The sequence below is a fragment of the Sphingopyxis sp. BSNA05 genome, from assembly GCF_013265645.1.
Taxonomy (GTDB): domain Bacteria; phylum Pseudomonadota; class Alphaproteobacteria; order Sphingomonadales; family Sphingomonadaceae; genus Parasphingorhabdus.
This window is the reverse complement of the sequence record NZ_PYIA01000081.1, coordinates 1-17,679: the sequence shown is the minus strand read 5'-3', so window position 1 is coordinate 17,679 and position 17,679 is coordinate 1. Positions and strand designations below refer to the sequence as shown.

Sequence of the window (17,679 nt, the reverse complement as noted above, 5' to 3'; positions counted from 1 at the left end):
GCTGATCCATCGAAGTGAATCCTAGTTCTGGTTGATTTCAGCTGCTTCTCCATCAGCGTCTTCGGCGTCTTCCCCTTCATCGGCATCGCCATTGTCGATTGCGTTCTCGAGAATAGCGCCGGTGTGAGCATCCACTTCTATTTCGCGAACGACGTCGCCTTGCTGTATTTCAAATTCATAGACCATGACGCCATCTTCGCTCTCGAGTTCAGAATCGATGACTTCTCCAGGCGCTGCCCGAACGGCGAAACGCTGTGCCTCCTGTTCGCTAAGAGCAGCGTCACCTGCCTGTGCCTCACCCGCGATCGCAGGAACGACAAATGCCACGCCGGCTCCCGCACCTGCGATTCCGAGGAAAGTCATGGCAGCTATGATTTTTGATTTACGCGTCATACTGATTACTCCGTATTAGTGATCGGCACGGCTGATGCGACCCAAAGAGGTTCCCAACCTAACCTTGAGGTTGCTAATAGCTACACTCAGATTACCAGAAAATTACCGCAAATATACAGTTTCCCAATGTTGCCTGTTCTCGATTGCAGCCTGCGCTCGCACGTCATAACGATCATACAATCATCCCTAACGGAAGAATGTTTTCGTGCCGGTTTTCAATGAATATCATGCTGTTTCTTCAAGCTTTATTGCCGTCAATTATTGCGGGGCAGGTAACCAGATTAATGCACCGTGAGGCGGCTGACTCGCTTGATCGGCTTGCACGGCGTCCACACAAATTCAGATTTATTTTGGCCAACTGAGGTGATCGGTTTTCGGCATTGTTTCACAGACTAACCGGTAGGATTCTAAATGCATTTCAGTTTCGAAACATCCGGGGTCAGGGTCGCGCCAGGATCTGCAGCGAGCAAATGCCAGACCTTGAAGAATTGTCCTGCGGGTTCAGCCCAGCCCATGGAAAGAGGCGGAGCTGCAAGCTTCGGACGATCTGTAATATGACGTCGAAGCAGACTCTTCTCACGGCCATTCACGATGTCAGTCCCCGTTTTGCCAATGAAATCGACATTCTATTTAACCGGCTGGCTCCATCAGCAGGGTCGGAGAATATTGCAATGCTGGTGGTCCCTGACTTTTGGGGCATAGCGTCCCTAACCAAGGCACCTGCTTTCCGGCGCAGCTTGCGAAGCTGGTCCGATCAGGGCGTCGAGATTTTCCTCCATGGCTGGCGCCACCGCGCAGAGCATATTCCCCAATCGCGATATGACCGATTCCGCGGCAAATATCTGACGGCTGGTGAGGGCGAGTTTCTGGCGATGGACCAGGTAACCGCAACCAGAAAAATGCGCGATGGGCGAAAGCTGATTGAAGATATTACCGGAAGCCCGGTCAGCGGATTCATTGCCCCGGCCTGGCTCTACGGGACCGGCGCGCACGAAGCCTTGGCCGAAGTCGGCTTCGCTCTGGCAGAAGATCATATGCATGTGTGGAATCCGGTCTCCGGAGAAACGCTGGCGACTGGTCCGGTCGTGACCTGGGCCAGTCGCAGCGCGCTGCGCACGGCTTCCTCGCTTGCGTTTGCCAGAGTCGCGCCAGCCATTTTATCACGCGCTCCGGTCGCACGGATCGCCGTTCATCCCGGCGATATATCAAAACCGTCAATCCTTTCCAGCATCGATCATTGCATGTCCCGATTGGGTAGACAGGGCCGTGTGCATGGCCGCTACTCGGATCTGTTGCCGGAAACGCAAGGACTGGCGGCATGAAAATCCTGACATTCCTGCACAGCTTTGAGCCGGGAGGTGTTGAACGTGTCGCTTTGCGCCTTGCCGCATGTTGGCAGAAACAGGGGCTTGAGGCTCCGGTCTTCATGGGCCGCCTGGATGGTGCCGGCCGCATTGCCGAAGCGGAGCGGCTGCGCCTGATCTATCCGGCCACGCCGCCGATCAGTCCGGCCTGGATCGAGACCATGTGGATGATAGCCACATTGCCGGGTGTTATCCGCCGGGAAAACCTGACGCGCTATTTTGTGCCGGCAATAGCTATTCGGTCGTGGCCGTGGCGATGAAATTGCTTCTTGGCGCCGAATGTCCGCCCATTGTCGCAAAATCAGCAATGATCTCGACCGTCGCGACATAGTCCGTCCTGCGCGCTGGCTCTATCATCTCTGGCTTCGCATCCAGTCCCCGTTTCTGGACCATATCGTTGCCATGGAAGCGTCGATGAAGCCCGAAATTGCCAAATGTATGGGGACACCTGACGACCGGATCGCGGTCATCGCAGACCCCGCGATCAGCGACGGCGAAATCCGCCGGCTTGCACGGCTCCGCAAAATAATGTGAAACAAGTGTCCGGCCGCAGCTTCGTGGCCGTCGGACGGCTCACCAGGCAAAAATATTCCGATGATGTTGCGGGCCTTTGCCAAAGGATCGATCAGCGGCGACACCCTGACGCTTGTTGGTGACGGCGCGCTGCGCAAAGCACTGGAAGCACAAGCCCGTTCACTGGGTTTGGCGAACCGTGTCCATTTTGCCGGTCATGTTGATGACATCGCACCTCCGCTGGCGAAAGCGACTTTTACCTGATGTCTTCCCATTATGAGGGGGTTCCGGCGGTTATCATAGAAGCGCTGGCTGCTGGCCTGCCGATCATTACCACCGACTGCAGCAATGCGATTGCGGCAATGCTGGATAGCGGCAGGCTTGGCCGTATCGTTGCCGCGGGCGACGAGCAGGCAATGGCGCGGGCGATCAAATTTGCAGCGCCGGATTTCCATTTGGATGCGGAACGCATGGATATGGCAAGGCAATTCACTCTCGAAAATTCTGGTCGGCTTTATGCGGGTCTGTTTGCCGCATTGGCGGATCAGCAGCTCGGCGAACACGGCTTTTTGCAAATTAGGAGCATGAAACCATGAGCAATGGTGAGTCCGCATATGGACCAAATCTTCCCGCCATCGGCAGTCGCCGCAGCTTGGCTGAATCCATCCCGCAAATTCTGGTTCCGCTGATCACAAAAGGAACCAGCTGGACCCAATGGATCGGACCGCTGGTTGCGCTCGGCTTTCTGGGTGTGGTCTTTTACGAAGTCCGGGACCTCGATTTTGCCCAGCTAGTAGCAAAAATACCCACTCTACCGTCGTTCTGGCTGCTGTTTTTCGCTTATTATTTCTCCGGCCCTGTGTCGGAATGGTTCATATACCGGCGGCTCTGGCACATACCGCTGTCAGGCTTTGTGGCCCTGGTCCGCAAATTGATCAGCAACGAGATTCTGCTCGGTTATCTGGGTGAGGTTTATTTCTATGCATGGGCGAGGCGAAGCACCCAAATCCATGCATCACCCTATGGCGCAATCAAGGACGTTACCATCCTTTCCGCGCTGATCGGCAACGGCTTCACGCTGCTGATCCTCGCCCTGCTTTACCCGCTTTTTCATACGCTGGAATTTGGCGGCGTTGCCAATACTGCTTATTATTCGATCGGTTTCGTCTTGCTCACCTCGCTGGTGATCATGGTGTTGCGCAACCGGTTGTTCAGTCTCGCAGGCCCGGATTTGCGATATATTGCCTGGGTACATGGCGCCCGGATCATCTTCACGACGGCAGCAAGCGCACTGATGTGGCATTTGTTGCTACCCGAGGTTGATTTCCGCTGGTGGGTGCTGTTGGCAGCGGGAAGGCTGCTGATTTCGCGCTTACCCTTTCTGCCCAACAAGGACATCATGTTCGCCGCACTCGCTATTGCCATCATCGGCCATGACAGCGAAATCGCTGAGCTGATCGCGCTCATCACGTCGCTCCTGCTCATTACCCATCTCGTCATCGCCACAATTCTCGCCATTCCGGAATTTGCGGGCAGGGGCAGCAAGGGCAGTAAAATATGAAATTACTGTATCTGACGGCAGCAGTCGCAACCCCGTTTTTGCTGGCCGCACAATATATTCCCTCCTCACCTGGACTGGGCACGGATGAAGGTCGCTGCCGCATCGGTGAAACCGGCCCGGCGATCAAGGTTGCGGTGACCGGGTTGAAGGACCGCAAGGGGAAACTGAAGCTCGAAGTCTATCCCTCCAATGACAAGGATTTTCTGGAAGACGACAACAAACTGCTGATGGCCGGCAAGACTTTCCGGCGTGTCGAAGTTGCCATTCCCGGGTCCGGAACGCCGCAATTGTGCATCCGCATACCTGCGCCGGGGAGCTATTCGCTGTCCTTGCTCCACGACCGTGACGCCAATCGCAAGTTCGGGCTTTCGGTGGATGGCATTGGCTTTTCTGCAAATCCCAAACTTGGTTGGTCAAAACCGAAAGCCGCTGCCACGCGCCTGACTGCTGGGTCGGGAATCACAAATACCACCATCATCATGAATTATCGCCACGGGCTCACAAGTTTTCGTCCCCTGAAAGATTGAGTAAAGGATTGAACTGATGAAGATTGTCGATGTCTGTGCATTTTACTCGCCAAAAGGCGGCGGCGTGAAAACCTATGTCCGGCAGAAGCTCGCGATCGGACCCAGTCTCGGCCATGAAATCGTGATCATCGTTCCCGGCATCGGTCATGGCGTGGAACATTTTGGTCCGGGCGCCGGATCGTTACCATTCCGGGCAAGAAATTCCCGCTGGATGGCCGCTATCATTATTTTGATGATGCCGATGAAGTCCACGCGGCCCTCACCCGCGAACAGCCGGATTATGTCGAGGCCTCGTCACCCTGGAACAGTGCTTCCATTGTTGCCGACTGGCCAGGTGCGGCGCCCTGCGCCTGATCATGCACGCCGACCCGTTGTCCGCCTATGCCTATCGCTGGTTCGGCAAAATTTTTGCACGCTCCACGATTGATCGCCAGTTTGACTGGTTCTGGCGGCATTTGCGCCGCCTGGATTCCCACTACGATCATGTCATTTGCGCGGGTGACAGTCTTGCCGAAAGATTGATCGATGGCGGCCTGAAAAGGGTAAGCACGGTGCCGATGGGCATCGAGCGAAATGTTTTTCTCCGACGCTGCGCAGCAAAGAGTTGCGCGCCGCCATGCTGGAGCGCTGCTCGCTGGGTCCCGATGCTACCCTCCTGATCGCCGTCGGTCGGCATGCGGCCGAGAAAAGATGGCCGCTGGTCATCGCCGCGGCCACGGCCGCCGGCGCTCAGCGAGCCGTCGGGTTGATCCAGATCGGCGGTGGCGGCGAAACGTCCCGGCTGCAGCGCGAAGCGAGGGCCAATCCGCATATCCAGTTCCTGCCGCCGACGGATGACCGCGCAGCACTGGCGGCGATGCTGGCAAGTGCCGATGCGCTGATCCACGGGTGCGAAGCTGAAACATTTTGCATGGTCGCGGCCGAGGCGCGCGCATGCGGTCTCCCTGTTATCGCGCCAGATCAAGGCGGCGCTGCGGATCAGGTAAAGGCGGGCGCTGGATTAACCTATATGTCAGGAGATTCCCGCTCGGCTGCCGAAGCCATTGTCCGCTTTATCGACAGAAGTGCGGAATTCCGAAAGCAAGCTGGAGAGAAATCGGGCAGCGTCCAAAATATGGAAACTCACTTCCGGGATCTGTTTGCGCTCTACGCGACCGAATTGGAGAAATCCCATGCGGCATGACAAGATCGCATGCGCGGAACCGGTCACCTTGGAACGCGCGGCGCCTGAAAAAGCGGCCTTGCGAATTGCAGCATCAAACAATGGATTGACCCATACTCCGCACGACAATGGCGGACAGCGCTGTAGCTGCCTAATCGGATTTGTTCGGCTACTCATTTGGGCGACCCGCAATAATGGTCATTGAAAACCAATATCGCGTTCCCGTAGCGATGACGAAATGGCATCGGGAGTCCAGAATATACACAATGCCATTTATCGTGATTTCACAATTCCTTCTTTTAGGAATGTCGCCAACCGAGGTGCAGCGAAACAATGTTCAGGAATTAAGTCAGATGCGAGTGGAGGGAGCATTGTTCCAGGAAAAGCGCGAAATAATGGCCTCAAAAATCAAGAAGCAGGTCCAAAAATCAGGATACAAAGACCAGCGAAGGCTACGACCGATTATTGATGCTATCCGCGATACACCGCGACATCTTTTCGTCCCAGAAGATGAAAGGGCCAAGGCTTATGAAAATCACCCTTTGCCTATTGGCTATGGTCAGACGATATCCGATCCATACATCGTAGCGATCATGTCCTATGTGTTGGATTTGCAGCCGGGAGACAAGGTTCTCGAAATAGGCACTGGCTCGGGTTATCAGGCGGCTATACTCAGCCCGCTAGTAGACAAGGTCTTTACGATTGAGATCGTCGAACCACTGGCTGAGCGGGCCAGCGGGCTGCTCAGTTCGCTAAAATATGACAATGTGAAAGTTCGTTCTGGTGACGACTATCAAGGGTGGCCAGAGAGAGCGCCATTTGACGCGATCATCGTTACAGCGGGCGCGAGCCATATCCCGCCGGCATTATTGGATCAGCTTAAACCCGGGGGCAAAATGGTGATACCTGTGGGAGCAAAATTCTGGGACGAGAATCTGACGCTGATAGAGAAAAAACAGAACGGAAAGATCGTCAAAAAACAACTCGGCTGGGTTATGTTTGTTGATTTTACCGGCGAGATCACCAAACAAAAATTGCCATGAGAAAATCGTTAATTCCGTGCAACAAGGGAACGGGCCAAAAATTGCGCTTAAGCAGCAAGAATATGGTGGAATTACCAACCAAACGTCCGCTTGCGAGATGGTACAACCACAAAGTGAACGACGGCAACTGGCCAATGAAGCCACGTTTCAGTATTCAGACCATTTTCGGACGTTAGGCATCATCGCACTAAACGCCGCCTACGTAACCAACTCCATATACGCCTCAAGATATAAGGTTTGCTAAACTTCACTTCGAATTTGTGTTAGCCAACTAACACAAAAAGTTACGATTCTAGGCAAAAGAGCGAAAATGCTAACACATATTATAACACATCGGACTAAATAGTGATATATTATTCATCATTATCAATTATATAGATATCAAGCATTCCGTCTCATAACCTGAAGGTCGTAGGTTCAAATCCTACTCCCGCAACCAACCAAATTACACAATCTATCCAATTCAAGCCTCGCTCGAAACAGCGAGGCTTTCCTGCGTCTGGTGGCGTCGGAGTCGACCCATTGGCCGTTGATCGAGTTAGCAGAGACCAAATCATTGGCAAGTTGGGAAGTTCCAGACACAATCTAGCCAAGCATCCACCATGGCGACCTTCCGGTGTTCAGCAGCCTCACGTTCCGGCTAGCGCTACCGATACCGCGGTGCCGATCGGATCAGAGCTGGGGCTCACGAAGGTCAGTAGAAGATCCTTTCCCTGCACCTCCAAGGTCACCGGGCTGCCATCGGCAAGGCGGGAAGCAGCGCCAGAGATGATCAGGTCTTTCACCCGTAATCGTTTGGATGTAATCGGACCCTTGAAAATCAGGTTCAACCGTCCCGGCGAAGTGGTGAAGCGGACGGCCTGGCCGTCCTCGGTCTCTCCATCCGAGCGATTCCACGGCCGCGTTCCATAGATTGCATCGCCATTGGCTCGCAACCATGTGCCAAATTGCTTCAGTCGCTTCAATTGTTCGTCCGGGATGGTCGCATCAGTCCCGCGGGGGCCGACATTGAGCAAAAGATTGCCATTGCGCGACACGGCATCAATGAAATCATGAATGAGTGTTTCGGCGCTGTCATAATCCGCATCCGTATCGTTGCGGTTGAAACCGAATGAATGGCTCATCCCGCGGGTCGCTTCCCATTTCTTGATCTGGATTTCGGCGAAGGCTGCATATTCGGGCGTACGAAAGTCACTGTGTGGGACGGGCGGCGGGATGATGCCCTCCGATTCCTCGCCAGTGCGTTTACGCAAGGACGCCTTGATTTTGCGATCAATGAGTTTCCGGACCAACGGAATTTTCAGCAACTCTCGTGGAACGCTTGCCGCCACCCAGCGGTCGTTGACCACACCATCCGGCACGGCCGAATAATAATCGGCAAATAGCTGGTAGAGCGATTTGGATCGGGTTGGCCATGATATGTCATTCCAGAGCACCGAGGGTTCATATTTCTCGATCAATTCGCGAACCTGGGCCATCGCATAGGCCGGATAGTCGCCGCCGGGTGTCGACGATATGAAGTCGCCAAGAGTGCGCATCGGCCGACGATTGAAGGTCCAGTCGATCCCTCCCGAATAATAGACCCCGAACCGCATCCCGGCTGCGCGCACGGCCGTCGCCAGTTCGCCGACAATATCACGGCTTGTGCTCCAGTTCTCTTGGTGCGGATTGGCAATATCGGACGGCCAAAGCGAAAGTCCGTCATGATGTTTCGTCACGAGAACGACATAGCGGGCGCCTGCATCGCGAAAAGCCTCCGCCCAAGCCGAAGGATCCCACTGTTTCAGACCCTCTTCGAATGGTTGTTTGAAATCCGTATAGGGGGCATCGCCGTAATTCGCCTTATGAAACTCAGCCGAGGGTGTCCCCGCAACCTTGGTCGCGTTCCAGTACCACTCAGTATAGGGCACCATCGCAACCGCCCGGTCATAGTCTTTGACAAAGGCTTCGCCAATCGAGCCGAGGCGCGGTGCAAAGCCGGGAATCGCGAAAGCCCCCCAATGGATGAAGATCCCGAACTTGGCGTCATTATACCAGTCAGGAACATCGCGTTTGGAAAGTTTTTTAAGGGTGGAAGACGCGCTCATTTGAAAGTCCCCCATATTGCCATCAGAGAATTCCGTTCCCGCGCGAGAGGATACCCGTCGCTTCTTCTCAGCAACATATTTGGCCAATTCGCCAGGCGCAATTGTCGAGCCATTATTTTCCTCCCCATTTCTGCCTCCATCTTAGTGGTGGCTTAAACGTTGTCGGCGTCACGAGACACGCCGAGGCACTTAATTCTATTGGCATAGAAAAATCGATAAGACAATTATTATGTAATTTGAATTTGAAACACAGGCGGCCTCTTCGCTCAAGGGATTTGCGTTCCTACGACGTTGCGATCTCGCCCGATTTACGGAGAGCCGACAATGCCGATCCGGGAGCACCAATGCCGGGGCCGCCTGATTTTCAGCAGCAGCAGGTACGGAATATCTGGCTGTATTCCGTCAAATTCATCAACATCTATACCGATAATTATATCATTATAGACTAATATATAAATCTCCTATAACATCCGATTCAGGAGATGCGAAAAAGGCATCCCGGATACTAATGATGTGAGACCCGTATAAGCGGGATCACTGTTCTAATTATCGACCAGCTGATGGCTGGCGAGGGGAGAGGATGGGTATGCGAAATATTTCATGGATGCTTGCGAGTGTCGCATTTGTAGTGACACCGGCTGCGGCTCAAACTCAGGATTCCGCGCCGGCGGCAGATCAGCCATCTAGCGCGAAAGGTGATAGCGGCCTTGTCGAAATTGTTGTCACCGCCGAAAAGCGCAGTGTCAATCTTCAGGACGTAGCCTTGCCGATATCGGCCTATACGTCCGATGTCCGGCAAATCGCCGGCATTGATACGCTGCAGGATTTTGCGAATTTCACGCCGGGCCTCAGCTACTCAGCGAGTAACGACCGTGTTTTCATCCGCGGCATTGGCCGCCAGACAAATACCAACGGCAGCGATCCGGGCGTCTCCACATATACGGATGGAATATATGATTCCTCGACCGCCTCGATTGCTGCATCGGACTTTTTATCGAACGCGTTGAAGTGTTGCGCGGCCCGCAAGGCACGCTTTACGGACGCAATTCAATTGGCGGCGCCATCAATGCGATCTCCAGGCGACCGACGGAAGAACTGAATGCGGATCTGCGCGGGAGGATTGGCAATTACGGCCTCTATAGTCTGGAGGCTTCTGCCTCGGGAGAGGTCGCGAAAGGACTTCGGGCACGGTTTGCGGGTGCATATCAGAACCAGGAGCGCGGTTATTTCAAAAATGATGCTGGCAAGGGCAGTGAAGGGGGACGGGGCGACCGTCAGTATCTTGAACTGCAACTGGAGGCCGATCTCGGACCGGATGTCGTTGGCTGGGTCAAATTGTCTACCGAAAGTTCGGATATCAATCCGCGCACTATCAACCGTATCGGCGGCTATGATTTTGCGCCTTATCCCTTCGGCGCTATCACCCCGGGGGCTGCCTTCGGCTATTTGACCCCGGGCGTCGTGACGCTGAACCCGAATCCCCAGCCGCCAGGGGCGGACGATATCAGGCACTTTAGTGCCGACACGACCCAGACGCAGCGGGTGCGTGACAATTTCAGTGCAACAGGCGACATAACGTGGACATTGCCAACGTTCGATGTTCGGCTGCTTGGCGGCTATCAGCAATATCGTGCCGAAAATACCTATGAACTCGATGATACCAGCGTCATCTCCTATACATTTCCGCTCGCCGCCGGTGGAGGGATTTGCGCGTTCATTCCCGGCTGTGGGCCATTGACGGTATTTCCGTCGTCACAAGTTGACCTGGATACCGACAAGTCTTTTGGCAGCGGCGAACTCAACCTGACGTCGAACACCAACGGACCGCTGCAATGGGTCGCCGGTTTATATTATTATCAGGAGACTCTGACGCAGGAAACGCACTTCCGCGCACCCGATCAGTTGCAATTGCAAACGCCAGCCAATGGTCCGGCCAACCCGTCCAGCGATTTCGTATATGCTGCTTCGACGCTGACCACCAAGTCGATGGCTGTTTTCGGCCAGATCGACTACCAGATCTCCGACGCGTTCAAAGTGACAGGTGGGTGGCGCTATACCCGTGACAAGAAAAGCGGTGATGAATTCTTCCGCATCCTGTGCTTTGGCTGCGGCGGCTTTTCGCCCGATCAATATGGTAGCGCGACACCAGCGCTTGATATTACCGCGTCGCAAATTTCTACAGCCGCCGCGCCGGGCGTGGTTTCTGCTGTTGCGATTGACCCGGCAACAGGTATCGCCAGTCGCGGACTGTCGAACAGTTGGGATGCTGTAACCGGCACTGTCGCAGCCCAGTGGCAGCCGACAGAAGATGAATTGGCCTTCCTGCGCTACAGTCGTGGATATAAATCGGGTGGTTTCAATGCAGGCGGTATTTCGGCGCTGCCACAAACCGAGGCGGAGCATGTCAACGCCTACGAGATAGGATATAAACGGACCCTCGGCGCGAGGCTTCGGGTCAATCTGGCGGGCTTCTACTACGACTATAAGGGCCTTCAGGTGCCACTGACGGTATCGCAGCCGGGGGGCGCGCAGCTCACCGAGTTCTTCAATCTCGACAGTTCGAAAAGCTACGGAGCGGAAGCCGAGCTGGCCTGGCAGCCGACCGATGCTCTGCAATTGGGGTTCAATTACGGTTTTGGCCATTCGCGCGTCGACAGCGGATGCTGTTTTGTCGACGGAGAGGATCCCTTGGCTATCCAGCCGGGAGCTCAGCCATCCGGCGCTATTGTGGCAGGGCAGCAACCGCAAAGTGTCGATGGCGCGCGACTGCCCAACGCTCCGCGGCACAAGGTTGCCGTGAACGCTGTCTATAACATCGACTTCGATCCGGGTACGTTATCCTTGTCGGGCAATTATGTCTGGCGCAGTGCGGCCTATAGCAACATCTTCAACCGCGAATATAATCGTATGCCATCCTATGATCAGGTTGACCTGCGCGCGGTCTGGACCGAACGCAACGACCGGTTTCGGGTGATCGCATATGTGAAGAATGTTTTTGACAGTCTGGGCTATGATGGCGCTACGGGCGATCTACTGGCTTCCTCGCCGACGCTGGAAGTGGCGCAGTCCTATTCGCTTACGCCGCCCCGGACTTTCGGTGTCCAGTTTGAAATTCGTTTCCGTTAGGTAGCGGCGGATGTCGCAATCCGGATCGGTGGCCGGAGGTCAGCTGTCGTTTAAAACACGGCTTCTCTATGGCTCGGGTACCATAGCGTTTGGTGTCAAGGATCAAGGCTTCAATGCTCTGCTGATGCTATTCTACAATCAGGTGATCGGCCTGCCGGCCGCCTGGGTTGGATCGGCGATCATGATTGCGATGATCGCAGACGCGCTATTCGATCCCTTGCTCGGGCAATATTCTGACAATTTCCGCTCCCGCTTGGGGCGGCGGCACCCTTTCATGTATGCAGCGGCTTTGCCGATCGGAATTTTCTACCTACTGCTCTGGTCCCCGCCCGACGCCTCAAATATAGTGCAATTTGCATGGCTGGTAATGACCGCGATTTTCGTGCGCTTCTCTATCAGCCTTTACGAGATTCCCTCGACGGCTTTGCTCGCCGAGTTCACCAGCGACTATGACGAGCGGACAAAACTTGTCGCCGCGCGCTTCTTCTTCGGCGTGTGCGGCGCCTTGGCATGACAATCGTGACATTCGGCTATTTTCTCCAGCCGACGCCAGAGCAACCGGTCGGCCATCTGAACGCCGGGGGCTATGGGGTCTATGCGTGGGTAGCGGCGGCCATCATGATGGTGTCGGTGCTGATATCGTCCTTTGGCACGCAAAAGAAGTACTGAAGCGCCCGGCTCCGCCACCGCGCGTGGCGATATCGACCTCACAAATGCTGAAGGAAATGCTCGGCATATTGGTGCACCCTTCTTATGTTTCGGTGCTTCTCGCCAGCTTGTTTTTCGCCATTGCCTCCGGGATCAACATGGCTCTTCAAATATATTTTTCGACCTATTTTGGGAATTGAGCGCAAGCCAGATCGCCATGGTCGCTTCGACCAGCACCGTCGGCATATTCTTGGCCTTCGTCGTGGTCCTGCCTCTGTCCGCGCGCTTTGGCAAAAACTGTCTGCGTTGATGATGTTCAGCTTGGCGCTGATTTCCAATGTAACGCCCTTGCTATTGCGGCTGGCCGACCTTTTTCCGGCCAATGGCGAACCGATGCTATTATATCTGTTAATGGGCCAGTTCGCGTTTACAATCATGACAACCATCGCGGGGGGAATCCTGGCCGTTTCGATGATCGCGGATGTGACTGACCAGATCCAGCTGGAGACCGGGTACCGGTCCGAGGGGCTGCTCTTTTCGGCATCAACGATGGTCAACAAAGCGGTCTCGGGCATGGGAATTCTGCTGGCGGGTCTCTTGCTCGCCTTCGTCAATTTCCCCGACAAGGCACAACCCGGACTTGTCAGTGGTGACGTTCTGCAAAGGCTAGCGGGCATCTATATCGGCACGACAGCGCTAGCGACGGTGCTTGCGATCATCTGCCTCGCTTATTATCCGATCAACCGGCTGCGTCATATCGAGAATATCCGGCAGCTGAGCGAGAAAACGCTCTGATAACGCTGTTTCTGTCGTCAAACCGGATCGGCTGAGTCAGCGGCATCGCTTTTGGTCAACGGCAAGCCGTTTGCGAGTACGGCTTCGGCAGCATCGAGCAGCCGCTCGTTCTCCGCGACAAGATCGCCGGCTCGACCGCTTTCGATCCAGCTGTCGAACGCCATACGGCCGCCCGCGACCAGCATAGCAGCGGCCATTTGCGCGCGACGATCCTCCTGAGGGTCTATCCCGAGCTCGTCAGCAATATAATCCGTCAGCAAAGATACCTGCAGGCGCTGATGATCAAACCAAACGGGTAGGAGATCGGGTTCCCCGGCAATGGCTCGTCCGAGATTAATCTGTCCATCGCCGTCGCGCTCATAAGCATGGGCAATTCGAGCGACCTGGTTCCGCCAGAATGTCAGGACCGGTACACCCTGTTCGCGCTGCGTCTTGATTACGGTCTCAAACCGTGTGCCGGCTGCGACCGCGATCTCTGCCGCAAGTTTGCGCTTGGACGAAAAATGAGTGAACAGCGTGGTTATATGGATGTCGGCAGCCTCGGAAATTGCCGCCATTGTCGCGTCGGCATAGCCGTGGGTTACGAACAGGCGCCGGGCGGCATCGACAATACGCTGGCGGGTGCGCGCTTTTGTCGCGGTTCGCCTCGGGAAACTGGTTTTAGCTGGTTCTGACATGGGCCCACTATAGTCTATAAATAGCGAAGTGCCAGTTCTAACTTGATCATTCTATCTTTATAGTGTTATCTCCAAAAATCAAATTTTGGAGGGTGATCGCGATGATGGATCTGGCAATGCGGAATGAATTCGAAACGTGGGTCGAGACGGGCCGGCCGCCGCTTGATGAGCAACCGCTATTGGGAATAGCGGCGCTGATGACGACCGCGGCATTTGTCGATCCGGTCGCCCAGGTACCGATCTTTGACGCTATTGCGGCGGCAACTTTGGCCAGTAACGACGGCGCCCAACGCGCCGCTCAAATCACCGAGGCATTGCCATGGGTGAAAGAGGGGAAGCCCCGTATAGCCTTGCCACGGCCATTGTGGACGGGTTCTGGAATATTGTCCAGGCACCGCCGTCAGCGACCGAAGGCGAGCTGGATTTGACATTGCAAGTTGTGGCGCTGGGTGATCTTTATGACGATCGGATGTTGGATCGCTGCGAGGAGGCGCTGCTGGAATTCGAAGGGGTGCACGATTTGATTGCGCAACCGGAAGTCCGACTAACCACCGCCGATCTGGAAAAACACCCAGCGGATACTCTTGCAACGGAATTGCTGACGATGTTGCATTCCAACGGCTATGATATTGAGGTAATTGACGCCGATAACGTCGTTTTGCCGGGTGACTATCCCGCGCAAAACAGGACCAACCGGCGTATCCTTCAGCTTCACGATGTCTGGCACCTGGTGGGTGGATATGGGTTTACCGCAGCTGGCGAAGTCGCCATCTCCGGCTTTCAAATGGCGCAGTTCGGACAAAATTATTCGACGCGCTTTCTGGCGACTGTGGTGACCAAAGTTGCGAATCATACGCCTGAGGTGATGGATTTGTTGCTGGGCGTTACTTTCGATGGCTGGCGTCATGGCCGAGCCACCAAACAATTGATTGCGGAACCGTGGCATGAGCGCATCGCTGATCCGATTAGCAAAATCCGCTCAGATATGGGGATCGACCCGATCGATAGCAGCGCGGTGCGGATGATGGACGCGCTTATGCCGGCTGGCTGATTGCCGACCGTTGGAATGATTGATTGAAAGAAGCCGCCCGGCTGCGGATCAATCCGCGGCCGCCGGTTTGGCAGACGGACGATATTGTCTCGCATCGGTTGTAAATTCGGCATGACCATAGTCGGCGAGCTGGGCCCGAAGCTTCGCGACCAGTCGGCGATCGGCGATCTCGCGCAAGCCGGGAATATGTGCGGCGAGCGCATATAGCCGCATTCTGGCATAAATGAATATACCGGCAATGGCGGCCAGCGCGATATCCCCCGCTTTCAGGTCCACGCCGATCGAAGCGGCTTTCTCTTTGTCGTTGCCCATGAAGCTTTTGACGAAAAACAGCTTTGCAAAAGCGCGTTCGAACGTTTCGTGGGTGCGCGCGCGAAACGAATTATTCGGCCGTAAATCTGCCGCCATGGTCGCCCGCAACAATTCCCCGCATGTTTCATCATCATATCCGCTGAGCAAGGTCCCGCTACGCGCGTTCATGAGGTCGACAATCCCCTGGGGCGTGTCGGCGAGCAAATCTTCGGGAAGACCGAGAAGGAAGCATCGATAGCGCGCCAGTTCTACCATCGCACGTTCCGAGTCCGTGAATTGTTCCCGTCCCTCCGCGATCATTTTATAGGATAAAAGAAAGATCGAAATGAGCCCGGCAGGCATCTGGTCGACTTGTGGAATGGGGATGCCGTAAACGCTGACATCCCATTCACCGGGGCGACGCAAGACGTTTGCACGCACCATTGAATGCATCAACCGCACCATGGCCGCCGCTTTGAAGCCAGGACCAAAACGTTCGAGCGCGCCTGGCAGCAGAGAAGTGGTGAAGAATGTCGCGGTATCCTTGACCCGTCTGGCGGCCGTCTGGGTCGTTAATGTGCCCGTGATCGCCATAGGCAAGGCGGCATATTTGTTCATGAAGGTTGCGATGAATGCGCCGCGGATGATGAATGGGCCGAAATTTGCGGCTGAATTGCGATCTATACGTGCGCCTTCCTCGACAAGTTTCATGTCGACCCAGTCGGGCGTTCGCTCCATCTCGCGGATCAAGTCGACCAGTTCGGGCGGCGCGTCCGGCACATTTTCCACGCCTTGGTCGCAGGCCAGGACCAACATGTCGACCAAGGTGCGAAAGCTATAATCGCGCATCAGGCTTGCATAGGCGTCGGCGGCAGCATCCCCGGTCATCGTATAGGCGCGGATGAAATCCAGGCGCTCTGCGTCGGCCAGCAGCGCGTCTCGTTCTGACGCATATTCGCCGGAAAGCGCAGTGGGATCGCCAGCCGTAGCGGTAAAACGTTCGGGTATGATGCGGAAATCGACGTTGCCATACATGGCCGGCGCGCGCTCGCGTTGCGCTTCTACCTTTGTCCAACGGTGATCCTGTCCCGCCTGCGTCATCCCACTTTTCCTCTCTCGACTTGATGCTCCTTGGTATATATATCAATTGATATAAATTCAAGCAAAACGGATGAACATTGATCGATGACAAAAGTCAAATCCTCGGCTCCCCCTCTCCGCGCCGCCGTCGATGGCTATCGCAAAGGCGAGAAAACGCGTGCGCGCATTCTTAATGTTGCGCTCACAGAATTTGGTAACAGTGGTTTCTCAAGCGTCACAACACGACAAATCGCTAAGAAGGCCGGGGTCAATCTGCCTGCGCTAACTTATTATTTTGGAAACAAGCGCGGCCTTTATCTGGCATGTGCACATGCTATCGTCGCACGCTACCGGGATGGGCTGGCCCCGGTCGCCGAGGTCTATTCCGCGACATTGCGGGCACCACTGGGGCCGGACGAAGCCCGCACATTATTGAAGCGTCTGTTCGCGGAACTGACCCGCTTCCTTCTCTCGACCGCAGGAAACCAAAATCCGGCATTGTTCGTCCAACGCGAGATTGCGAGCCCCGGACCGGCCTTCGAGATTCTTTACGCGGAGCTCTGGCGACCGGGCATTGAACTTGTGACGAATCTGATCATAGAGGCATCGAACGGGCTATTTTCCGAGCAAGAGGCACAAGTGCGCGCGGTTCTGATGATCTCCAGCCTGACAGGTTTCTCATCGGGACTACCGGTAATTGCGCGTACGTCGGGCAAAGCTGACTATGTCGGGCTCGTCATCGCAGCGTTAGACGCGCAGATCGCGACATTGGAGCGAAGGGACTTGCATTTCTCTCCTGGTTAACCGGCTTTGGGCGTTTCCGTGAAGAGGCCGTCCTTACCCACCTTCTGCCGCAGCTTGTCCGCTACTCGCTGATTAGACATCTGCAACAGGGTAATGATCTTATGGATTGGAGCTATCCGGAAATTCCGGTGTAATTGTGGAGAGCGTTCCGACGCGTTTCTGTCCCCTGGGCGGCGCGGCTGATTACCGACCTGCTGTGATTCGAGCGCGCCGCCGGCGGCGACTCACGCGGTACTGTTGCCGTGATTCGCGGGTGCAGTTGAAGAAATGCCGCAACCAAGAGCAGATATGGCTCCAAATTATCAGCGCCTCGCCGGGCTTCCGTCTTTTCCCTTGGCGGTTTCCGCTTCTCCTTATTGCCACGCCAAGACGGGATATTCCGGAATTTCCTGCGATTTTCAGATATCCCGCGAGGCGAATGGATCGCTACCGGTCGGGGCGGAAAAAGAAGAAAATTATTCTGCATCAGCACTGTTGACCGAATCAATTCATCCATCTAGAGACCCCTTCACCGGCACGACGCGGCTCACACGGGTCCCACTTTGCTGGTCGTCAAA

At 55.2% G+C, this 17,679-nt stretch carries 21 protein-coding genes and 1 pseudogene; 17 read left to right on the top strand and 5 right to left on the bottom strand.

Translation table 11 applies throughout. The features are described 5' to 3' along the window. Positions 1-21 precede the first annotated feature (21 nt). Positions 22-393 (bottom strand): PepSY domain-containing protein, encoded by a 372-nt coding sequence (locus C8024_RS09045; protein ID WP_173204280.1) that lies wholly within the window; start codon positions 391-393, stop codon positions 22-24. Positions 394-947: 554 nt separating this feature from the next. On the opposite strand from C8024_RS09045, the gene C8024_RS09040 reads away from it, so the two are divergent. The 6 genes and pseudogenes from C8024_RS09040 (at position 948) to C8024_RS09010 (ending at position 4,358) form a co-directional block, all read left to right on the top strand. Beyond that, positions 948-1,715, top strand: a complete 768-nt coding sequence (locus C8024_RS09040) for a DUF2334 domain-containing protein (RefSeq protein WP_173204277.1) — start codon at positions 948-950, stop codon at positions 1,713-1,715. Continuing rightward, a complete protein-coding gene (locus tag C8024_RS09035) occupies positions 1,712-2,017 on the top strand; it encodes a hypothetical protein (RefSeq protein ID WP_173204275.1) in 306 nt (101 codons plus the stop codon). Before C8024_RS09040 ends, C8024_RS09035 begins: the two co-directional genes overlap by 4 nt. Before the next feature lie 19 nt (positions 2,018-2,036). Then, positions 2,037-2,291 (top strand): hypothetical protein, encoded by a 255-nt coding sequence (locus tag C8024_RS09030; protein WP_173204273.1) that lies wholly within the window; start codon positions 2,037-2,039, stop codon positions 2,289-2,291. Between the two features lie 102 nt (positions 2,292-2,393). Continuing rightward, positions 2,394-2,866, top strand: a pseudogene (locus C8024_RS09020) (glycosyltransferase); the annotation flags it as partial. Positions 2,867-2,922: 56 nt separating this feature from the next. Beyond that, positions 2,923-3,831, top strand: coding sequence for a hypothetical protein (locus C8024_RS09015; RefSeq protein WP_217272119.1), 909 nt, complete (start codon positions 2,923-2,925; stop codon positions 3,829-3,831). Next, the gene (locus C8024_RS09010) at positions 3,828-4,358 is read left to right on the top strand and encodes a DUF2141 domain-containing protein (protein WP_173204266.1); all 531 of its coding nucleotides are present in this window, start codon (positions 3,828-3,830) and stop codon (positions 4,356-4,358) included. Before C8024_RS09015 ends, C8024_RS09010 begins: the two co-directional genes overlap by 4 nt. Before the next feature lie 278 nt (positions 4,359-4,636). On the opposite strand, the gene C8024_RS23235 is transcribed toward C8024_RS09010, so the two are convergent. Next, complete coding sequence (locus C8024_RS23235) at positions 4,637-4,813, bottom strand: hypothetical protein (protein WP_367947245.1); 177 nt, start codon at positions 4,811-4,813, stop codon at positions 4,637-4,639. A gap of 161 nt (positions 4,814-4,974) precedes the next feature. Here C8024_RS23235 and C8024_RS23230 point away from each other — a divergent pair, with 161 nt between their 5' ends. Together C8024_RS23230 and C8024_RS09000 are read left to right on the top strand one after the other, a co-directional pair. Next, entirely contained in the window at positions 4,975-5,541 is a 567-nt protein-coding gene (locus tag C8024_RS23230; protein ID WP_367947244.1) for a glycosyltransferase, read from the top strand. Positions 5,542-5,714: 173 nt separating this feature from the next. Continuing rightward, entirely contained in the window at positions 5,715-6,563 is an 849-nt protein-coding gene (locus C8024_RS09000) for a protein-L-isoaspartate(D-aspartate) O-methyltransferase (protein WP_217272118.1), read from the top strand. Positions 6,564-7,192: 629 nt separating this feature from the next. Here the strand turns inward: C8024_RS09000 and C8024_RS08995 are convergent. Beyond that, positions 7,193-8,650, bottom strand: a complete 1,458-nt coding sequence (locus C8024_RS08995) for an alpha-L-fucosidase (RefSeq protein WP_173204264.1) — start codon at positions 8,648-8,650, stop codon at positions 7,193-7,195. Between the two features lie 580 nt (positions 8,651-9,230). Here C8024_RS08995 and C8024_RS08990 point away from each other — a divergent pair. The 5 genes from C8024_RS08990 (at position 9,231) to C8024_RS08970 (ending at position 13,219) form a co-directional block, all read left to right on the top strand. Beyond that, positions 9,231-9,749, top strand: a complete 519-nt coding sequence (locus tag C8024_RS08990; protein WP_217272117.1) for a hypothetical protein — start codon at positions 9,231-9,233, stop codon at positions 9,747-9,749. Continuing rightward, positions 9,662-11,776 carry a TonB-dependent receptor gene (locus tag C8024_RS08985; RefSeq protein WP_173204260.1) on the top strand — a complete coding sequence of 705 codons (2,115 nt, stop codon included), beginning with the start codon at positions 9,662-9,664 and terminating at the stop codon, positions 11,774-11,776. The genes C8024_RS08990 and C8024_RS08985 overlap by 88 nt, the downstream gene beginning before the upstream one ends. Positions 11,777-11,786: 10 nt before the next feature. Next, positions 11,787-12,290, top strand: coding sequence for an MFS transporter (locus tag C8024_RS08980; protein ID WP_173204258.1), 504 nt, complete (start codon positions 11,787-11,789; stop codon positions 12,288-12,290). After that, positions 12,287-12,445: a hypothetical protein gene (locus tag C8024_RS20215; RefSeq protein WP_217272116.1), complete on the top strand. Its 159-nt coding sequence runs from the start codon at positions 12,287-12,289 to the stop codon at positions 12,443-12,445. The genes C8024_RS08980 and C8024_RS20215 overlap by 4 nt, the downstream gene beginning before the upstream one ends. Positions 12,446-12,733: 288 nt before the next feature. Next, the gene (locus C8024_RS08970; RefSeq protein WP_173204254.1) at positions 12,734-13,219 is read left to right on the top strand and encodes an MFS transporter; all 486 of its coding nucleotides are present in this window, start codon (positions 12,734-12,736) and stop codon (positions 13,217-13,219) included. Positions 13,220-13,236: 17 nt separating this feature from the next. Here C8024_RS08970 and C8024_RS08965 read toward each other — a convergent pair whose 3' ends face one another. Further along, positions 13,237-13,896: a TetR/AcrR family transcriptional regulator gene (locus C8024_RS08965; RefSeq protein WP_173204252.1), complete on the bottom strand. Its 660-nt coding sequence runs from the start codon at positions 13,894-13,896 to the stop codon at positions 13,237-13,239. Positions 13,897-13,997: 101 nt separating this feature from the next. Here C8024_RS08965 and C8024_RS08960 point away from each other — a divergent pair, with 101 nt between their 5' ends. Together C8024_RS08960 and C8024_RS08955 are read left to right on the top strand one after the other, a co-directional pair. Then, positions 13,998-14,324, top strand: a complete 327-nt coding sequence (locus C8024_RS08960; protein WP_217272115.1) for a hypothetical protein — start codon at positions 13,998-14,000, stop codon at positions 14,322-14,324. Continuing rightward, positions 14,321-14,947, top strand: a complete 627-nt coding sequence (locus C8024_RS08955) for a Coq4 family protein (protein WP_173204248.1) — start codon at positions 14,321-14,323, stop codon at positions 14,945-14,947. The genes C8024_RS08960 and C8024_RS08955 overlap by 4 nt, the downstream gene beginning before the upstream one ends. 48 nt (positions 14,948-14,995) lie before the next feature. Here the strand turns inward: C8024_RS08955 and C8024_RS08950 are convergent, their stop codons facing one another. Then, complete coding sequence (locus C8024_RS08950) at positions 14,996-16,339, bottom strand: oxygenase MpaB family protein (protein ID WP_173204246.1); 1,344 nt, start codon at positions 16,337-16,339, stop codon at positions 14,996-14,998. Between the two features lie 84 nt (positions 16,340-16,423). On the opposite strand from C8024_RS08950, the gene C8024_RS08945 reads away from it, so the two are divergent. Together C8024_RS08945 and C8024_RS20210 are read left to right on the top strand one after the other, a co-directional pair. Further along, complete coding sequence (locus tag C8024_RS08945) at positions 16,424-17,122, top strand: CerR family C-terminal domain-containing protein (RefSeq protein WP_173204243.1); 699 nt, start codon at positions 16,424-16,426, stop codon at positions 17,120-17,122. A 267-nt stretch (positions 17,123-17,389) separates the two neighbouring features. After that, on the top strand, positions 17,390-17,679 hold a 290-nt coding region (locus C8024_RS20210), incomplete at its 3' end, for a hypothetical protein (RefSeq protein ID WP_217272114.1).